18 protein-coding genes are annotated in these 16909 nt (G+C 61.5%); 6 read left to right on the top strand and 12 right to left on the bottom strand.

Features of this window, described 5'->3' with window-relative positions; translation table 11 throughout:
• Nucleotides 1–118: 118 nt before the first annotated feature.
• Nucleotides 119–430, top strand: coding sequence for a pyrimidine/purine nucleoside phosphorylase (ppnP, locus tag M1D89_RS18765; RefSeq protein WP_091465575.1), 312 nt, complete (start codon nt 119–121; stop codon nt 428–430).
• 239 nt (nt 431–669) lie between these two features.
• Here ppnP and M1D89_RS18760 read toward each other — a convergent pair whose 3' ends face one another.
• The 3 genes from M1D89_RS18760 to pdxR form a co-directional block, all read right to left on the bottom strand.
• Nucleotides 670–1020 (bottom strand): DMT family transporter, encoded by a 351-nt coding sequence (locus M1D89_RS18760; RefSeq protein ID WP_498645858.1) that lies wholly within the window; start codon nt 1018–1020, stop codon nt 670–672.
• Nucleotides 1020–1334 (bottom strand): DMT family transporter, encoded by a 315-nt coding sequence (locus M1D89_RS18755; protein ID WP_498645856.1) that lies wholly within the window; start codon nt 1332–1334, stop codon nt 1020–1022. Before M1D89_RS18755 ends, M1D89_RS18760 begins: the two co-directional genes overlap by 1 nt.
• A 145-nt stretch (nt 1335–1479) precedes the next feature.
• Nucleotides 1480–2877: a MocR-like pyridoxine biosynthesis transcription factor PdxR gene (gene pdxR / locus M1D89_RS18750; protein WP_498645854.1), complete on the bottom strand. Its 1398-nt coding sequence runs from the start codon at nt 2875–2877 to the stop codon at nt 1480–1482.
• Between the two features lie 114 nt (nt 2878–2991).
• On the opposite strand from pdxR, the gene M1D89_RS18745 reads away from it, so the two are divergent.
• The 3 genes from M1D89_RS18745 to M1D89_RS18735 all read left to right on the top strand — a co-directional run bounded on the left by M1D89_RS18745 (nt 2992) and on the right by M1D89_RS18735 (nt 5948).
• The gene (locus tag M1D89_RS18745) at nt 2992–3879 is read left to right on the top strand and encodes a dihydrodipicolinate synthase family protein (protein WP_498645852.1); all 888 of its coding nucleotides are present in this window, start codon (nt 2992–2994) and stop codon (nt 3877–3879) included.
• Nucleotides 3880–5157, top strand: a complete 1278-nt coding sequence (locus M1D89_RS18740) for an MFS transporter (protein WP_498645850.1) — start codon at nt 3880–3882, stop codon at nt 5155–5157. It abuts the gene before it with no gap.
• Nucleotides 5158–5576: 419 nt separating this feature from the next.
• A complete protein-coding gene (locus tag M1D89_RS18735; RefSeq protein WP_498645847.1) occupies nt 5577–5948 on the top strand; it encodes a hypothetical protein in 372 nt (123 codons plus the stop codon).
• Between the two features lie 124 nt (nt 5949–6072).
• Here the strand turns inward: M1D89_RS18735 and M1D89_RS18730 are convergent, their stop codons facing one another.
• Genes M1D89_RS18730 through M1D89_RS18720 form a run of 3 tightly spaced genes read right to left on the bottom strand, consistent with a single transcriptional unit; the run spans nt 6073 to nt 8655 of the window.
• Complete coding sequence (locus M1D89_RS18730; RefSeq protein WP_498645844.1) at nt 6073–7290, bottom strand: trans-sulfuration enzyme family protein; 1218 nt, start codon at nt 7288–7290, stop codon at nt 6073–6075.
• Nucleotides 7287–8060 carry a B3/B4 domain-containing protein gene (locus M1D89_RS18725; RefSeq protein WP_498645842.1) on the bottom strand — a complete coding sequence of 258 codons (774 nt, stop codon included), beginning with the start codon at nt 8058–8060 and terminating at the stop codon, nt 7287–7289. The genes M1D89_RS18730 and M1D89_RS18725 overlap by 4 nt, the downstream gene beginning before the upstream one ends.
• Nucleotides 8053–8655: a helix-turn-helix domain-containing protein gene (locus M1D89_RS18720; RefSeq protein WP_498645839.1), complete on the bottom strand. Its 603-nt coding sequence runs from the start codon at nt 8653–8655 to the stop codon at nt 8053–8055. Before M1D89_RS18720 ends, M1D89_RS18725 begins: the two co-directional genes overlap by 8 nt.
• 151 nt (nt 8656–8806) lie before the next feature.
• Here M1D89_RS18720 and M1D89_RS18715 point away from each other — a divergent pair, with 151 nt between their 5' ends.
• Together M1D89_RS18715 and M1D89_RS18710 are read left to right on the top strand one after the other, a co-directional pair.
• Nucleotides 8807–9754: a LysR family transcriptional regulator gene (locus M1D89_RS18715; RefSeq protein ID WP_498645838.1), complete on the top strand. Its 948-nt coding sequence runs from the start codon at nt 8807–8809 to the stop codon at nt 9752–9754.
• The gene (locus M1D89_RS18710) at nt 9732–10187 is read left to right on the top strand and encodes an Lrp/AsnC family transcriptional regulator (RefSeq protein WP_498645836.1); all 456 of its coding nucleotides are present in this window, start codon (nt 9732–9734) and stop codon (nt 10185–10187) included. Before M1D89_RS18715 ends, M1D89_RS18710 begins: the two co-directional genes overlap by 23 nt.
• A gap of 94 nt (nt 10188–10281) precedes the next feature.
• On the opposite strand, the gene M1D89_RS18705 is transcribed toward M1D89_RS18710, so the two are convergent.
• The 6 genes from M1D89_RS18705 to M1D89_RS18680 all read right to left on the bottom strand — a co-directional run bounded on the left by M1D89_RS18705 (nt 10282) and on the right by M1D89_RS18680 (nt 16903).
• The gene (locus M1D89_RS18705; protein ID WP_498645834.1) at nt 10282–11658 is read right to left on the bottom strand and encodes an aspartate ammonia-lyase; all 1377 of its coding nucleotides are present in this window, start codon (nt 11656–11658) and stop codon (nt 10282–10284) included.
• Entirely contained in the window at nt 11655–13070 is a 1416-nt protein-coding gene (locus M1D89_RS18700; RefSeq protein ID WP_498645832.1) for an aldehyde dehydrogenase family protein, read from the bottom strand. Before M1D89_RS18700 ends, M1D89_RS18705 begins: the two co-directional genes overlap by 4 nt.
• Entirely contained in the window at nt 13063–14109 is a 1047-nt protein-coding gene (locus tag M1D89_RS18695) for a homoserine dehydrogenase (protein ID WP_498645830.1), read from the bottom strand. The genes M1D89_RS18700 and M1D89_RS18695 overlap by 8 nt, the downstream gene beginning before the upstream one ends.
• Nucleotides 14110–14341: 232 nt before the next feature.
• Nucleotides 14342–15220, bottom strand: a complete 879-nt coding sequence (locus M1D89_RS18690) for an EamA family transporter (RefSeq protein WP_498645828.1) — start codon at nt 15218–15220, stop codon at nt 14342–14344.
• 55 nt (nt 15221–15275) lie between these two features.
• Entirely contained in the window at nt 15276–15995 is a 720-nt protein-coding gene (locus M1D89_RS18685; RefSeq protein ID WP_498645826.1) for a B3/B4 domain-containing protein, read from the bottom strand.
• A gap of 41 nt (nt 15996–16036) precedes the next feature.
• On the bottom strand, nt 16037–16903 hold the full coding sequence (locus M1D89_RS18680) for a LysR family transcriptional regulator ArgP (RefSeq protein ID WP_498645824.1): 867 nt from the start codon (nt 16901–16903) through the stop codon (nt 16037–16039).
• Nucleotides 16904–16909 lie beyond the last annotated feature (6 nt).

Below are 16909 nucleotides of genomic sequence, written 5' to 3'. Positions count from 1 at the left end.
CTTACCCGGCAAAGAGTACGCTCCGGCGATGGTTTGGGAAGCATGGCTTCAATAGTGTGATTTCTCAGCAGGCCGCAATCAGCGAGCCGAAGACCGCAACTGCGAATGGGAGCATGTCATGATCGGCCAGAACGAATACTTCGAGGGACAGGTACGCAGCCTCGAATTCAAGAACGAGCAGGGCAACTTCACCGTCGGGGTGATGGAGCCCGGCGAGTGGAAGTTCGAAGCTCCCGTCAAGGAGTGGATGCATCTCGTGCGCGGTACCTGGGATGTCCAGCAGCCTGCCGGTCAGGGGGAGTGGACCACCTACAAGGAAGGCGAACGGTTCGAGGTCCCTGGGGGTACCGACTTCACGGTCCGTGTAAATGACACGGTCGCCTACCTTTGCCCATATACCGGAGAGTTCCTCGGCCACCTGGACATGTAGTCCTCAAAGAATGAGACACCACTTGTTGTGAGGTTTCAGCGGTGGACCGGCCGAAGGGACCGTGAGCAGCTGGGCCTGATTCGGGTGAGACGCGGATCAGGCCCAGGCTCAGCAGCGCCGTGAACGGGATGGTTTTCAAGCGTCCAGAAGCGCGGCGCTCAGGGCGGGATCGCCGTCGTAATTATTGAGATAGGAGGCTCGGGTTGGGGACGTGTGCCACGGGTTGGGCGTTTCGATCGTCACGGAATTGATGTGTCGGCTGACTTGATGGTTTTTGCGGGTATGAGTTTCAGGCCGATGACACAGGCGATGATGCCCACAAGGAAGAATATTCGGAGCGCAGTGGGTGTCTCGTTGCCTTCAATCATTGCCCACGTAACTGTCAGTGCGGCTCCTGTGCCGGTCCATACGGCGTAGGCGGTGCTCATTGGAATCCGTTTGGCTGCAAATCCCAAACCGAGCATGCTGAGCACCAGACCTACAGTGAACACGCTTGTTGCAATGGTGTTGGTGAATCCCTCGCTTTGCCCGAGGGCGGTGGCCCATACGGCTTCGAGGACGGCGCTGGCAAGAAGTATTATCCAGTGCATCAGCTGACCACCTTCAGCCCGATGACGCACCCAATCAGGGCGGTGAGCAGTGCGGCGCGTGAAAGGGAAAGTTTCTCCTGTTTGCGAAGGACGGCAAGCACGGCGGTGAGCACCGCGCCGATGCCCACCCAGACGGCGTAGGACGTGCCGGTGGGCAGTTCTCTCATCGCGTAGGCCAGGCCGGCCATGCTGACGGCCATGGAGGCAATGAAGGTGAACGTAGGAAGCTTGCGCTTGAAACCGTCTGAGGCTCCCAAAGCTGTTGCCCAGACGGCTTCCAGCACGCCGGAAAGGATGAGTACGAGCCACGCCATGAGCTTTTCCTTGCTGAAGAGAAATCCTGATCTGCACTCTGGTGCTGATGGATTAGTGAACACTGCGGGTGACTCTTATTATGCACTATTAGGGCATTGAAGTGCACTGCTGGCTATCTAATCGAAAGGATTCTGCACTCGACGCTTAGGCGCTGCCCCCTATCAGGCCCGAAAGAACGGTCAGGGCCTTGGAAAGTTGCAGGTCGGAGACGGCCCCATACCCCACAACCAGGCCGTTTTCGACTGGGCGATCGGCGTAGTATCCGGCCAAGGGAACCACTCGAACTCCTAACTCCAAGGCCTTTGTTGCCACGCTTGCAGCGTCGGGGCTTTTGAAGCGAATGACGGCATGCAGTCCGCCGTCGAGTCCGGTGAGCTCCAAGTCATCCCGCGGGCCCAGACGGTCGATGAGGAGGGACCGGCGGTGCGCATATTCGCGCCTGGCGCGAGTGATATGCCGGGAAAGCCCGCCGCCCTTGATGTAGTGGGCGATGGCTGATTGCAGCACCCCGGCCACCGGCGTGTCCAGGGCCTCCCTCGTGGCCTTCAGCACTTCGCCGGCGTTGCCCCGAACCACTAAATATCCGCATCGCAGCCACGGGCTGAGGTTCTTGGAGAACGTTCCCAGCAGGACGACGTCGGCCGCGCTTGGGAGGGATGCCATGGCCGGAAGGGGCATTCTGCTGTGGCGGAATTCGCTGTCATAGTCATCCTCCAGCACCAGAACACCATGTTGTTCTGCCCATTTGAGCAGCCCCAGCCTTTCCTGGACGGCCATCCTGCCGCCCAAGGGGTATTGGTGGCTCGGGGTCACCAGGACTGCATCCGGTACTTCCTCCAGCACGGCCAGCTGCGAGCTGTTGAGGCCGTTTTCATCCACCGGAACTGTCGCCAGCTGAGCGCCGGCCGCCGTCATGACCCGGCGTGCTGTGGGGTAGCTGGGATCCTCTACCAGGATGCGCGGCTGTGCCGATCGGTTGCGGAGCATGGCTACTACGAGATGCAGAGCGTCACTGGTGCCAGCGGTAATGATGACATCTTCTGCATCGACGGCGAGCCCTCGGGATACAGCAAGGTGATCAGCCACTGCCTCCCGAAGTGCCGTGGTCCCCAAGGCCGGCGGGAGTTGGATGTTCCCCTGTTCTGCCAGGGCCGACTTCCACGCGCTACGCCATTGCCTGTCCTGAAACGGTGACCCGGATGGGCGGCCCGGCGTCAGGTCGATTACGTCGGCCGGGGGTGTGCTCCTGCTGGGTTGTCTCCCGTTGAAGGGGCGGGGGTGGATGTCGGGACGGACGGCCACCTTGGTCCCGCCCGCTCCGTTGCTCTCAAGGAACCCCTCGCCTGCCAGTTGTTCGAAGGCGCGCACCACCACACCTCGCGAAATTCCCAATTCCATTGCGAGTCTTCGGGTCGCAGGCAGCGTGTGCTCTGGCTGGAGAATGCCATCGAGGATTGCGGTGCGTAGCTTGCTGGCCACTTGTGCCGTGAGCGACGTTGGACTGTTCCTGTCCAGTTCAATCGGTATTTCCGCTTCGCTCACTTGGACCTCCAGGCTTATACGTTCTTGGACCTAGTGTAGGACCAAGGCTTTTGGAAGCATGGACCTGTCACCCCGAAGCGCTGCGATTTTGCGGCATGACGAAAGTAGGAACCAGTGTTCAACGGCCTCAGTGCATTCCCCCTCACCCCCATGGCCGCTGAAAGCGTCGACCTCAAGGCGCTTGGCCGGGTGGTGAACCGTGCTGCGAAGGCCGGAGCGGATTCGCTGGGTGTTCTCGGTTCCACCGGAAACTACGCCTATCTCTCCCGCGAGGAACGTAGGGCAGTCCTTGAAGCTGCAGTGGAGGCTGCCAACGGGGTGCCTGTTCTCGCCGGAGTCGGCGCAGTGCGCACCCGGGACGTGCTGCTGTCCGCGGCTGATGCGCATGCAGCAGGTGCTTCCGCATTGCTCCTGGCCCCGGTGTCCTACCAGAAGCTATCGGAGGCCGAGGTTTTCGGACTTTTCGATACTGTGGCGGCAGAGTCGGATCTTCCAATTGTTGTCTACGACAACCCAAACACCACCGGCTTCACCTTCAGCGATGACCTGCACGCCAGGATTGCCAGGATCCCGGGAATTGCCTCCATAAAGATTCCTCCGCCCGCCTCCGGTGAAGTAGGGGCCAGGGTTGCCAAACTCAAGGCCGGTTTGCCAAAGGAAACATCACTGGGCATCAGTGGAGACTGGGCTGCCGCCGAGGCGCTGCTGGCCGGATGCAACGTTTGGTACTCAGTGATTGCCGGGGTGTTGCCTCAACAGGCAAGGACCCTTGTTGATCATGCTGTCGCGGGCCGAGGCGATCTGGCATTGGCCGCCTCCTCCGATCTGGAACCCCTCTGGTCTCTGTTCCGTAGCTATGGAAGCCTTCGCGTCACCGCAGCCCTGGCTGAGGACCTAGGCGTCGTGCCGTCCTCGGCTTTGCCGTTGCCTCTCCGCGGCTTGGATTCCGAGGGGCGGGAAAGGGTGGCCGAGGCTATTCGGCAATGCGGTTTGGAAGCTTAGATGTCTCAGATTGAATCTTCCGAAACAACCGAAGGCAGAGGGCACAGCGCGGCAGTCACCCTGGCAGGGAAGAACCAGCACCGTCGGACGAACCAGCCAGGCTCTCCGGGTGGCCTTGCACGCTATGTCGTGGCTGCCACCCTGGCGCGTAGTGCCGATGGCGGCGCAGTTGTCGCGATAGTCCTGCTGGCAACTACGAGCGGAGCGCCCGGCTGGTTGGCGGGAATTTTGGGTGCTTGCATCACGGCGCCGCATCTCTTCGGGCCCCTCATTGCGCGCAGCCTGGATACAGCCAAGGATGGCAGGACAGTAATTGCGTGGGCTTGTGTTGTCCATGGGGCAACCCTGGCGGCCGCGGTTCTTCTTTTCCCGGTAACTCCGCCCATCGTCCCCGGCCTCCTGCTCATCGCCTCCGGCCTGGTCGGTCCTCTGCTCACGGGCGGCATCAGCAGCAGATTGGCAGCAATCGCGGGCCCTGAGCGCACCAGCCAACGGCGCGCTCAGGGCTGGGACGTGGCCACGTACGGCATCAGCGGGACGATCGGACCGTCCTTGGTGGCGGCCGTCTCGGCCTGGGCCAACCCCGCCACTGCCGCACTGATCCTTGCAGGATCAACGTTTCTGGCCGCTGCTGTCATCAGGCTGTTGCCCTACACGCCTCCGGCTTCGGTTGCCGCCGAAGTTCCCCGGCCTGGCCGGACACTGCTGATGATGATCTCCAACGGCCCGCTGCGACGAACCCTCTACATGACCGTTGTCGTGGCCCTGTCAGTGGCCGCACTACCGATCACCGCTGTGGCATCCACGGGCGAGCTGGGAGTAGCGCCGGCAGCAGCCGGCATTTTGACAGCAGCCTATGGACTGGGCGGACTCCTGGGATCAGCGGGCGTCATGATCCGGCCCCTGCAAACAGACGCAGACCCATTAATGACCTGGCTGGCCGCTGCGGTAGGGATTGCCCTGGGCGGTGCAGCCATAGCGGGGATATTCCCGACGGCGGTTGGAGCCTTTGCTTGCGCCGGCGTGCTGAACTCCTACTTTTTCGCCTCCACCTTGGCGGCCCGCAGCGAATACGCGCCGCCCGCGGCGCGAGGTCAGGTATTCGTCTGGATCGGCGCACTGAAAATCACTGCCGGTTCGGCCGGGACAGCGCTGGCGGGGGCACTCATCGCGCCCACGGCGCAGCTGCCCTTGTACCTGGCAGCCGGGCTCGTCGTCTCGGCTGTGGTGGTCTCCTTGGTTGACCGCCATCTCGATCGGTCCCGAAGCTCACCGTAGATGGTCGGTTCCCCTACGGGAGGGGTCCATATGGTCCGGACGCGGCGATAGTTGCGCCCTCTGGAATGTTGCGGGCTTGCATCCCGGTGCTGTAGATCAAGAGTCAGGAACCCCTCGGGAGTGGTCCTTTTGGTCATGTGGGTGTTGCCTTGAAATGTCCCCTCTGCCAAAATTGTCTATAGCGACATAGACAATCTTGTCTAGGTGGCTATAGACTAAGATGATGATGAAGCGGCGGGATCTTCTAAGCAGGCTAAAACGAGCCGCTAGGATCTTGGCGTCGACTACAGCACTGAAGAAGGCGGCAGGCACACCCGCGTTAGCGTTGGTAGGAACACCACGTTCGTGCCTCGCCACAATGAGATCGGCGAGAAGTTGGCCAAGGAAATCATGAAGCAAGCCAAGGGAGAGGACACCAAGTGAAGCTCGAAGTGACAGCCAGCCGTGACGGCCGGCTGTGGTTCTTGGAATCAGCTCAGATTCCGGGTTTGACCACGCAGGCCCGTACGGTTTCGGAAATCCCGGACATGGTTCGTGACTTGGCGTCCCTGCTCACCGGGCGACCGGAAGCGGATTTCGAAGTCCATATTAGGTTCGACGCCCCTGAGGTCACCGCGCACCTGCGTGCTGCCGAGGAACTGGCGGCCAAAGCCGATGAACTGAAGGCGGCGTCGGCGAAGGAACGCCACGAGGCGGCGATGGTGCTCAAGCGCCAGGGCGTCACTGTCCGCGACATTGGGGCAGTCCTGGGAGTCTCCCATCAGCGGGCGCAGCAGCTCGTCAGCCACTGATTCGTCTTGTTTGGGCAGGCTCGCGCCCTTTTGCCTGTTCCTGGGGAGACGCCCACCGCCCCGGGGAACCCGGGTCCGGCTCTTTGCCAGAGCAAGTTGCGGCTGGAGAAACGAGCGAGGCGGACTACTTGTCTCCGAAGGTCTTGTCCAGGGCGCTGAGGATGTCATCAATAATGTCCTCAGGGTCTTCAAGCCCGATGGACAGACGCAGGTGGCCGTACTTGTGGAACGATGCCGGGTAGTTTTCCGAACCGCCTCGGGCATCCGGGCCCACGTGGACGATCAGCGTTTCATCGTGTCCGAGGGAGACTGCCGACGTGATGACCTGCAGGTTCTTCACGAAGGTGTTCTGGGTGCTTGAGTCACCCTCCACAGCGAATGCGAGAACGCCCCCGAAGCCGCGGCCTCCGAATTGTTTGCCGGCCAGTTCGTGCTGCGGGTGGGAGACCAAACCAGGGTAGAGGACGTACGCGATCCGCGGGTCGGATTCGAGAACCGCTGCTACCTTCTCCGCGCTGGAGAATTGCTGCTTGAGGCGCAGCGGCAGCGTCACGGAACCGCGCATGATCATCCAGGCGTTGAAAGGGGAAATGACGCCGCCGGCGTCAACAATGGCATCGTGTCGGATGTGCTGGACGAGTTCACGCCGTCCAATGACCACACCGCCCATGGCGTCGCCATGACCGTTGATGTACTTGGTCAGCGAGTGGATGACCAAGTCTGCGCCGTCGTCGAGGGCCCGGTAGAAAGGTGCCGGAGTGAACGTGGCATCAATGGTCAGCATGACGCCGGCGTCCTTGGCGATCCTGGACAGGGCTGCGACGTTGGCCACCTTGGTGGTGGGGTTGGCGATGGTTTCAGCGTGAATCAGCTTGGTGTTCGGACGAACGGCTGCCCGGACTGCGTCCAAGTCGTCTGCATCAACGAAGGTGGCCTCAATGCCGTACTTTTCCGGAAGAAGTTCCCCGAAGAGACGGTAGACCGCTTCGTAGGTGACGTTGGAAACCACAACATGATCGCCGGACTTCAGGAGGGCGAAGAACACTCCATGCAAGGCGGCGACGCCGGTGGCGAAAGCGGCTGCCGCTTCGGCGCCTTCCATGGCGGCAAGCTTTGTTTCAAGGGCGACCTGATTTGCTCCGGCGTTTCGGGTGTAGACCAGTCCGTCGTCAACGCTGGACCAGTCCATGTCCGAGGGGTCGTCCGGGAGAAGGTAGGAGTTGGCCATGACCAGGGGAGTGCGGAGGGCGCCGGTGCCTTTGTCGATGCTGTTTCCTCCATGGACGGCCCAGGTAGCGTCATGGACGGAGGCCCGGTTGTGCTTGTCAGGTGTGCGGTTCATTGTTCAGGTTTCCTTTCGGAGGGTATGCCCTCGTCAGCGGTCAAGGGGGAGATCTGGTGGCCGATCAGTCGCTGGGCGCTGACGACCTCTGAACCCAGCGTGGACAGGTGCTTCGTAAGGTCAGCTCCTGCAGCAAGCAACGATTCGGTGCTCATGGGTGCAAGTGCGTCCAAAATGAACAAAGCTGAGGTGGTCTCGTCACGCAATTGCGTGCGGCGACCTTGACGCCAATTCCATCGGCGACAGGTGACGCCGTCGTCGTCGCACCAGAGAACTTCACCGGCGTCGGGGTATTCGATGATTGGTTCGCCGCTGGCTATGGTGTCGAAGGGTTCCTGACCCGTCGCACGGATCAGTCGTGGTGCCCCGCTGTAACGGACAAGGTCTTCACCGCCGAGCGGAATCTGGTGCAGTACCGAGACTGCGTTGTAAAGGTCCGTGAGCTTGTTGACCCTTGGGAGACCCGCGTCCGCCCGCCGAACCAATGCTTCAAGGCTGTTGCGTGTGCGGTTGGGCTTGGCTCCGAAGGCTTGGTACGCCTCTCGCCAGGCGGCAATGTGCGGAAGGTGTTCGGCCTTCTGCTCGCGGAGGGCTTCCCGGGCACCTTCCTCAGCTTGCTCCAGCAAGGCATTGCTAGTTTCATCGCTGGCGCCGGGGACGAGGCCATCGACCGCAATCAGCAGGGCCCGGTAGTCGGGTCGAAGTTCGAAAACATCGGATTCAACTCGGGCGGCGTCCAGGGTTTCCTGAAGGGCTTGGGTCCTAGGCATTGCCTGCCTCCCGATGTCCTGACCCGACGCCGCGTTCAAAGACCGCGAGGGAGAATCGTGCCGGCTCGGATGTGCTGTTGCCGTACGAATGGGCTACGTCCCCGGGGAAGGTGACCGAGTCCCCGACTTCGAGAATGACCGTTTGGTCCGCAATGCCCACAGTGACGGTGCCTTCTTGAACCTGTAGGAGTTCCTTGGTGCCGGAAGTATGTGCTTCGCTTGAGTGCTGGTCGCCCGGTCCGAGGATCCAGTCCCATAACTCCACTACTTCCGGTGGCTCTGTTCCGCCGACCAAAACGCCCCGTCCGCCTGAATCGCTGGTCCACAGCACGGCACCTTCACCCTTGCGGGTCACTTTGACGGCCTTGGGTTCGGGCGACTGGACCAAGTCCGGCAGCCCGACGCCCAAGGCGTCGCTGATCCTTAGCAGAGTGCCGACGCTCGGATTCATGGTGGCTTGCTCAACGTTGATCAGCATGCGACGGCTCACGCCCGCGGCTTCGGCCAGTTGATCCAGCGTCATGCGCCGAGTCAAGCGCTCCTGCTTGACCCGTATGCCGATGGCCGAAGCCAAAGTTGCGATGTTTTCATCCATGAATGCAGCATAGTGCACTTAGAGTGCACTTTCAATGAGTGCTGATTCCAGCGAGGGTGACCAATTCCTTTGTTTCTTCCTGGCGGAGCCGGGATTGGCCGAAGCCGAGCGCCCATGGGATACGTTGTTATCAACGATTAAGGTAAGGCTTATGGATCCATATCAACTTAGCGTCTTGCGCGAGCTCGGTGATCATGGCAGTGTGGCCGCTACGGCACGCGCTCTTGGCGTCAGTCCCTCGGCGATTTCCCAGTCACTCGCCGCGCTTCAACGTAAGTTCAAGGCCCCCTTAACCCAGAAACGGGGGCGATCCGTTGAACTCACTGATGCCGGACAGGCTCTAGCGGTAGCGGCTATCGCTGTTTCCGAGGCGATCACCCGCGCTGAAGCAACGGTGGATGAGTTTGTCGGAGGCATCGATCGGACTGTGCGCGTCAGTGCTTTCCACAGCGCCGCGATGACGTTCTTCCCAGAGCTGGCCGCCTTGGAACATACGGAAGGATTCCCCGTGGTTGAATGCGTCGATGAAGACGTCGACCGTGTTTCGTTCCCGGCTCTGACGGCCAGCTACGACATTGTGATCGGCCACAGAATGAGTCACACACCGCCGTGGCCCAGGGACAGGCTTGCGGTCTTGTCGTTGTTGCGGGAACCCATGGACGTTGCAATGCACTCGTCCCATGATCTGGCGATGAAGAAGACGCTGAAACCTTCTGACTTGGTGGGAACGACGTGGATTTCCACCCATGCTGGTTTCTCACCAGCCGACATGCTTGACGCCGTAGCCGCTGCGGCCGGGTATCCGATGCGCGTTGTGCACAGGATCAATGACTTCAGCACTGCCGCGGCCATGGTGTCCGAAGGCGGACACCTTGCATTGCTGCCCCGGCATACCATTCGGATTCCTGCATCCCAGGACGTGGTCCTGCGTCCGTTGGAAGGCGTCCAGACAGTTCGCCACGTGGACATGCTGGTCCGCCCCGAACGGGTAATTCACCGGGCAGTGGCAGTCGTTATTGATGCTTTGCGCGGGATCGCCCAATCGCATGTTCAAACCCCCTCAGTCAGGAGCGCCCATGCCCAAGAATCCACGCGATGAGATAGACGCGCAGATTCTTGCCGAGCTTCGTCGAAACGCCCGCATCAGCCTGGCTCAACTTGGCGAGAAGGTGCTGCTTTCCCGTAACGCTGTGCGGCAGCGCGTCGAACGGCTGGAACGGGACGGCTTCATCAACGGTTACACCATCAAAGAATCCACGGGGAACGGAACGCCCACAGTCAACGCCGTGCTCCTGATTCAGCGTCAGGACAGGATGAGGGGTGGTGACGTCATCGCCGGGTTGCGGGCGATTCCGGAAATCATCACCTGCGACGTAGTAAGTGGGGAGCTTGATCTGATCGCCCGGGTGGAGGCACCTGACGCAGCCAGAATCCAGGAAATCTGGCGGCAGGTTTCTGAGTTTCCCGGAGTCCGCGACACAACCACTGCCTTGTCCCTCTCAACGGTGATAGACAGGCAGACTCCACGCTAAATGGGGCGCTGATACCGAGTAAGTAAATAGAATCCGGCGTTGCGGAAACGAGTAAGTCCACAACGCCGGATTTGCTGCAAGCTTGTGACCCTGGTCAGGCGCCCATTAGCGCCTCGACCTGCTCGGGCAGGAGCAGGCCTTCGGTGACAGCGAGGTCCATGACACTGTGCCCTGAAGCAAGGGCGCGGTGTGCGAGCTCTGCCGCCACTGCATAGCCCAGCAACGGGAGCAGCGCAGTGGCCTGCGCTGTGGAGGCCCTCGCCCGGGAGCGCAGTAAAGCCTCGTTCGCTTCAATGCCCTCCACGCAAAGGTCCCGCAGCACGTCGGCACCGTTGGTCAGCCAGCTCACTGACTGAAGCAGGGCGTGAGCTATGGCTGGTTCGAATGCGTTCAGCTGAAGCTGTCCGTTTTCTGCCGCCATGGTTACTGTTACGTCAGCTCCGGCGACGAAGAAGGCGATCTGATTGACGACCTCGGGCACCACTGGGTTGACCTTGCCGGGCATGATCGAGGAGCCCGCTTGGCGCGGGGGCAACCGGATTTCGGCGAGTCCCGTTTGTGGTCCGCTGGAAAGCAGTCTCAGGTCGCTGCAGATTTTGGAGAGCTTGATGGCGGTGCGTTTGAGCGCTCCGGAGAACGTCATAAAGGCGCCGGTGTCCCATGTTGCTTCGACGAAGTCGTGGGCACGGACCAACGTCACACCGCTCACTGCTGAAAGCTTGTCGATGACGCGCTCAACGTAGCGAGGATCGGCGGTGATGCCCGTGCCGATGGCCGTGGCACCCAGACTGCACTCAAGCAACAGCGCGGCTGCCTCGCGCAGCCGGCGCTGGTCTTCCTCCAAGGTCACGGAGAATGCGGTGAACTCCTGACCAAGGGTCATGGGCACAGCGTCCTGCAACTGCGTACGACCAACCTTCGGGATGGAGGCGAACGCCTGACCTCGTTCGGCGAACGCAGCCGAAAGCAGGGCCAGACGCTCCAACAGATCCTCCAACGCGAACACGAGGGCAAGGCGCACCGCCGTCGGGTAGACGTCGTTGGTGGACTGGCACTTGTTGACGTGCCCGATGGGGTCGACCACATCGTAGGAGCCTCGGGGATGGCCTAAGGCTTCCAAGGCTAGGTTGGCGATGACCTCGTTGGCGTTCATGTTTGTGGAAGTTCCGGCGCCACCTTGAATGACATCCACCGGAAAAGCGTGATCGACGTCGCCTGAGGCCACAGTGTCACAGGCTGCAACGATGGCGTGGCCAATGTCTGCCGGGATCAGGCTCAACTCGGTGTTGGTCAGCGCCGCAGCCTTCTTCACGTGGGCAAGGGCTCGGACCAGATGCCGGTGGGTTCCCAGCTGGATGCCGCTAATGGGGAAGTTGAGGATGGCCCGTTCAGTATGGATTCCCCACAAGGCGGACCTGGGGACCGCCAAGGTCCCCAGGCTGTCCTGTTCAATTCTCACGCCTGTGGTCATGAGGCGATCGCGATGACTTTGGGCTGGGTCATTTCTTCGTACGCGAAGTGGACACCTTCGCGGCCCATGCTGCCGTATTTTGAACCACCGAATGGCATTGCGTCATGCCGGTAGTCCGAGGAGTCGTTGATCATCACGCCGCCTGCGTCAATCGCTTTGGCGGTTGCCAGTGCTCGGCCCAGGTCCTTGGTGAATACCCCGGCCTGCAAGGCGTATTCGCTGTCGTTGGCCAGTTTGATGGCTTCCTCGGCGGTCTCGAACGGTTCCACCAGGACTACGGGGGCAAACAGTTCCTCGCTCCAGGCCTCACAGTTGCGGGGGACGCCTGTGAGCACAGCGGGCGTCAGGACTGGCCCGGTGAGGGTGCCGCCAGTGAGTAGCTGTGCCCCGGCAGCCACTGCGTCATCGATCTTGCGCTTCGCTTCGACCGCGGAGCCGTTACTGATCATGGGTCCGACGTCGGTTTGTTCGTTGCGCGGGTCGCCGGTTTTCAAAGCAGCCGTTTGGGCGACGAAGTCCTTCAAGAAGGCATCGAAGACAGTCCTTTGGACAAGGATTCGCTGGGCGCCGATGCAGTTCTGTCCGGCTGCCCAGAAGGAGCCGGAGACACAGGCTTCGACGGCGGTGGCAAGGTCGGCGTCGTCGAACACAATGACGGGCGCGTTGCCGCCGAGTTCCATGGACAGGCGTTTGATACCGGCGTTCGCCGCGATGGCACGCCCGGTAGCAAAACCTCCGGTGAAGGAAACCATGCGGACCAGTTTGGAGGCAATGATGGTCTGCGCAATAGTGCGATCACCCAAGACAACGGTGACGAACTCCGCCGGCAGGCCGGCCTCACGCAGCAGGTCCACGAGAAGGATGGCTGTCAACGGAGTCAGCTGCGATGGCTTCAGAATCACGGTATTGCCGCCGGCAATCGCTGGGCCGAGCTTGTGGGCCACCAAGTTCAAAGCGTCGTTGTACGGGGTAATGGCCGCAATGAGTCCGAGCGGTTCACGGGTGAACCAACCCTGCCGGTTCTCGGAGCCTGCGAAGGAGTCGAAGGGAACTACTTCGCCGACATTCCGGCGCGTCTCCGCTGCAGAAAGCTTGAGCGTGTTGACGGCCCGCGCCACTTCCTTGCGTGCCTGTTTGATGGTCTTGCCGGCTTCGGCCACGATTAGTTCCGCGACTTTTTGGGACCGCTCCTGAAGAAGGTCCGCGGCGGTGTCCAAGATCCGGCCGCGCTCGTGGCGGGGCACGGCGGCGGCTGCCGGAGCGGCGGAAGCGGCCCGGATCAGTTCCACCTGTACATCTGCCTGGCTGCACTGGGGCAAGGCTGCCAAAACGGAACCGTCAAATTTGTTGTGCACCACCAGATCTTGAGTTGTCACTGGGGAGTTCGCTTCGGCAATCGCTGTTTCAGGCACGGACGGCTCCTTTGAAGAATTCGTTGACGGCCATGATGTCCGAGATGAGGGCGTAGGCGGTCGCCACACGACCAGCGCCCGGGCCGGATACGGTGACTGCCCCGAGCAGGTCGGTGGTGAAGGACACCGCGTTGGTTGCACCGGAAATGCCTGCGAGTGGGTGATCGGCCTGCAGGGCGATCGGCTTGACGGTGGCAACGACCCGGCCATCCGCTTCGCGGCGGGCTTCACCGATCAACTTCCAACGAAGTCCACGTGCCAAGGCCTTGGCCACGTCATCGCTCTTGATGTCTTGGATGCCAGTGGTCTCTACATCGCTGGGGTTCATGCTGGCGCCGAGCAGTTCGTTGGCCAGAATGGCGACCTTGAGCCGGACATCGGAGCCGCCGATGTCCGCGGTCGGGTCAGCCTCCGCGTAGCCGAGATCCTGGGCTTCGGCGATCGCCTCGTCCAAGCGCAAACCGGCTTCCATACGGCCCAGCACATAGTTGCTGGTACCGTTCAGGATCCCCTGCACTGCGGTCAACTCGAGACCTCCGAGCATCTTGTGTGCAAGACGAATAACAGGTGTGCCGCTCATGACGGCGCCTTCGTATTCGAAGCGGACACCGTTGCTTGCGGCGAGTTTGCTCAGTTCAGGGCCTCGGAGTGCGACGGGTCCCTTGTTGGTGGTCACCACGTGCTTGCCCGACTCGATGGCCCACTTCACGTGCGAGACAGCGGGTTCGCCGTCGATTGGGCTGGTGAAGGTCGCTTCGACGACGATGTCGGCAGGGCTGTTCTTGATGACGTCTTCGTTGCGGGGGTCGGAGCTGCCGCCGGGGAGCCCGTCGAAGGAGGATCCGCGGGGCATGGCCAGGACGGCTGCAAGGTCGATGCCGTCGCCTTGGACGAGAGATCCGAAAGCAAGGTCGGTGATGGCTACGACGCGGAGCTCGAACCCGAGGGAAGTGAAGCGCTGGGATTCGTCGCGGATCAGTTCGGCGAGGGCGCGGTTGACGCCTCCGAAACCGATGAGGGCCAGATTGTAAGTAGTCACGGGTTCTCCTTGGTAGGGCGGTGATGCTGTCCTTTAAGCCTCGTTCCCGGATATGTCAGTTACCTAGGTACGAATCGCCTGTCGGAGATGCCGAAACGCCCAAAAATGCGGGCAGTTTGGCCGCATCGGCCATTGGCCCGATGCTCCGGAATCTTCACGGAAAGGCAAAAGCGGCCTTCCACGAATGTGTGAAAGGCCGCTTTGTCTGCGTCCGAGCTGCCGAGACTGTGTTTCACGCTTGTACAGGCGCAAATGTGTGGGGCTGCTGTTGGCGGCGCCCTCCGCGTTGTGCCGCTGCGCCTGCAAAGATAACCAGCAGGATTCCCGCGAATTGGAGAGCCGAAGGGGATTGGGCGAGCACGACCATACCCAGAAGGAGGCCGATGGCCGGCTCCAAGGCCAGCAGGGTGCCGAACGCTGTGTGCGTCATCCGACGTAGCGCCCGCATTTCCAGGATGTAGGGCAGCACCGGTATCAGTACCGCCAGGGCGGCGGCCACGGCAACGAGTTCCCACGTTAAGTGCCCGAAAGCCTGGGGCAGTCCGAATGGTGTCACAACCACGGCTGCAATAGGAATGGTCAGCGCAAGGGCGCCGATTCCGTTGAACCGGTCACCGACTTTTTGGGTCAAGAGGACGTAGGCTGCCCATCCGACCGCGCCCATGGCAGCAAAACCAACGCCGATCAGATCTACTTCGCCGGTCCAAGGTTCGGTGAGCAGGAGGACTCCTGCCAGTGCAGTTGCTGGCAGGACCAACGAGCGGACTCCCCGCCCTCGAAGGGCGGCGACGCTGAGTGGGCCAAGGAATTCAATGGCTACAGCGGTGCCAAGTGGAAGGCGTTCCATGGCGGCGAGGAACGTCACTGACATGACCCCAACGGCGATGCCAAGACCCAGGACGGCCGGGGCGTCACGAAGGCGGAGGGACTTCAGTGGTGGACGGGCCAGGAGGAGCAGGATGAGCGCGCCCATGCTGAGTCGAAGCCATGCCGTTCCGATGGGTCCTAGCGCCGGCATCAATCCTGCGGACAGGGCGGAGCCAAGTTGGATGGAAAACATGGCTGCTATGGTCAGCGCCCACGGTGGTATTGCGGGGTTGGAAGTGGTCATTGTTGGTTCCCCTTGGTCGGGCATCCACTGCTTGCACGCAACCTCGGAGGCCTGGTCACGTCAGGGTGGCTTTGTTGATGAGATGGTCTGTGATGGTGATGCCGGGCCCGAGCCCGGCCAGATGGGTTGCCAGTTCCTCGGCGGCCGCCTGCAGGGCCTCAGTGCTAACAGGATCCAGGGCATCCAGGATGAACAACGCGCTGGAGGTTTCGTCCCGTAGCTGTGTCCGTCGGCCCTGCCGCCAGTTCCAGCGTCGGCAAGTCACGCCGTCGTCGTCGCACCAGATGACTTCGCCTGGTTCGGGATACTCGACGACGGCCTCGCCGTTGGCTGTTGTGTCGAAAGGCTCCTCGCCGGTAGCGCGGATGAGCCGGGGTGGGCCGCTGTATTTGGAGAGGTCTTCACCGCCGAGCGGGATTTGGTAAAGCACGGAGATGGCGTTGTAGATGTCTGTCAGCCGGTTCACTCTGGGGAGTCCTGTGGCAGCGCGCCGGAGGAGCGCCTCAAGGCTGTTCCGTGTTCGGTTTGGCTTGGCACCGAAGCCTTGATAGGCCGCTCGCCACGCGGCGACATGGGGGAGTGCCTCCACCTTTTGCTCCTGAAGTGCCAGCCGGGCGGAAGTTTCCGCTCTATGGAGTAGCGCCTCGCTTGCGTCATTGCTTGCCCCCGGTACGAGGCCATCGACGGTGAGCAGTAGAGCTCGATAGTCCGGGCGCAATTCATAGATGGCCGGATCAACGTAGCTGGCGTCCACGAGAAGGGTAGAAGTTTCCATAAAGGCAGCATACTGCACTTTTAGTGCATTATGGAATGAAATCAGATTTGGCGCAGCTTACTGCCGGCCGCCCGTACGGCTCCAGTGATTCGTTCGAGCCGTGGTGAGGCCATTGCCCAGCACTGCCAGTACAGCGCTACGTCATTTGGGGCCCCGGGAAGGGGGACCAGGCCTCGGGGCAGGTCCTGCTGGAGTTGCTGCTCGGGGATCATGCCCCATCCCAGTCCGGCGCATGCGGCCGCAAGGAACGCTTCGGAGGAAGGGACGGTATGGGTTGGGGGAAAGTGTTCAACACCCTGGGAACGAAGGAAACGGTGCTGCATGTCATCGTTGGTGCTGAAGCGGAGCATCGGCATTTCCGACCAGTTCACCCCATCAGAAGCTTCGTGCCGTTGCCGCAGTGCGGGCGAGGCGGCCGGGACATAGCGCATTACGCCGAGCGGCTCTGCACGGCATCCCCCGACGGCTTTGGGATCGGTGGTGACTGCCCCCAGTACGTCTCCTTGGCGCAGTAACCGGCTGCTATGGTCTTGGTCTTCGATGTGTAGGTCCAGCACTGCATCCGACCATGTGGCTGCATCGTGCAGAACAGGGATAAACCACGTGGCGAGCGAATCGGCGTTTACGGCGAGGGCAACAGTGGCCCGTCCTTCAGGGCCTTGGCCCAACGACTGCAGGGCGTCTGCCTCCAGCGCCTGAATCTGTCGGGCTGTGCGCAAGAGTACGGCGCCGGCTTCCGTGGGGCTGCTCGGCAGGCTGCGGCGGACCAGTATTTGCCCGGCGGAGGTTTCCAAGGCTTTTATGCGTTGGCTGACAGCGGAAGGCGTGATGCCGAGCAGGGTCGCGGCAGCATCGAAAGATCCGGTCTCGACGATGGCGCTCAGAGCCTTCAGATGTTCGAAGTTCATGGTCTA

It is taken from the genome of Arthrobacter sp. D3-18 (assembly GCF_054408525.1).
The sequence above is the reverse complement of the archived record's forward strand: the minus strand, read 5'-3'. Positions and strand labels throughout refer to the sequence as shown.

Excerpts from the sequence above, each read along its gene's own strand:
- ppnP (WP_091465575.1), top strand. The coding sequence starts at position 119 with ATGATCGGCCAGAACGAATACTTCGAGGGACAGGTACGCAGCCTCGAA.
- M1D89_RS18760 (WP_498645858.1), bottom strand. The coding sequence starts at position 1,020 with ATGCACTGGATAATACTTCTTGCCAGCGCCGTCCTCGAAGCCGTATGG.
- M1D89_RS18755 (WP_498645856.1), bottom strand. The coding sequence starts at position 1,334 with ATGGCGTGGCTCGTACTCATCCTTTCCGGCGTGCTGGAAGCCGTCTGG.
- M1D89_RS18740 (WP_498645850.1), top strand. The coding sequence starts at position 3,880 with ATGTCTCAGATTGAATCTTCCGAAACAACCGAAGGCAGAGGGCACAGC.
- M1D89_RS18730 (WP_498645844.1), bottom strand. The coding sequence starts at position 7,290 with ATGAACCGCACACCTGACAAGCACAACCGGGCCTCCGTCCATGACGCT.
- M1D89_RS18725 (WP_498645842.1), bottom strand. The coding sequence starts at position 8,060 with ATGCCTAGGACCCAAGCCCTTCAGGAAACCCTGGACGCCGCCCGAGTT.
- M1D89_RS18720 (WP_498645839.1), bottom strand. The coding sequence starts at position 8,655 with ATGGATGAAAACATCGCAACTTTGGCTTCGGCCATCGGCATACGGGTC.
- M1D89_RS18715 (WP_498645838.1), top strand. The coding sequence starts at position 8,807 with ATGGATCCATATCAACTTAGCGTCTTGCGCGAGCTCGGTGATCATGGC.
- M1D89_RS18710 (WP_498645836.1), top strand. The coding sequence starts at position 9,732 with ATGCCCAAGAATCCACGCGATGAGATAGACGCGCAGATTCTTGCCGAG.
- M1D89_RS18705 (WP_498645834.1), bottom strand. The coding sequence starts at position 11,658 with ATGACCACAGGCGTGAGAATTGAACAGGACAGCCTGGGGACCTTGGCG.
- M1D89_RS18690 (WP_498645828.1), bottom strand. The coding sequence starts at position 15,220 with ATGACCACTTCCAACCCCGCAATACCACCGTGGGCGCTGACCATAGCA.
- M1D89_RS18685 (WP_498645826.1), bottom strand. The coding sequence starts at position 15,995 with ATGGAAACTTCTACCCTTCTCGTGGACGCCAGCTACGTTGATCCGGCC.
- M1D89_RS18680 (WP_498645824.1), bottom strand. The coding sequence starts at position 16,903 with ATGAACTTCGAACATCTGAAGGCTCTGAGCGCCATCGTCGAGACCGGA.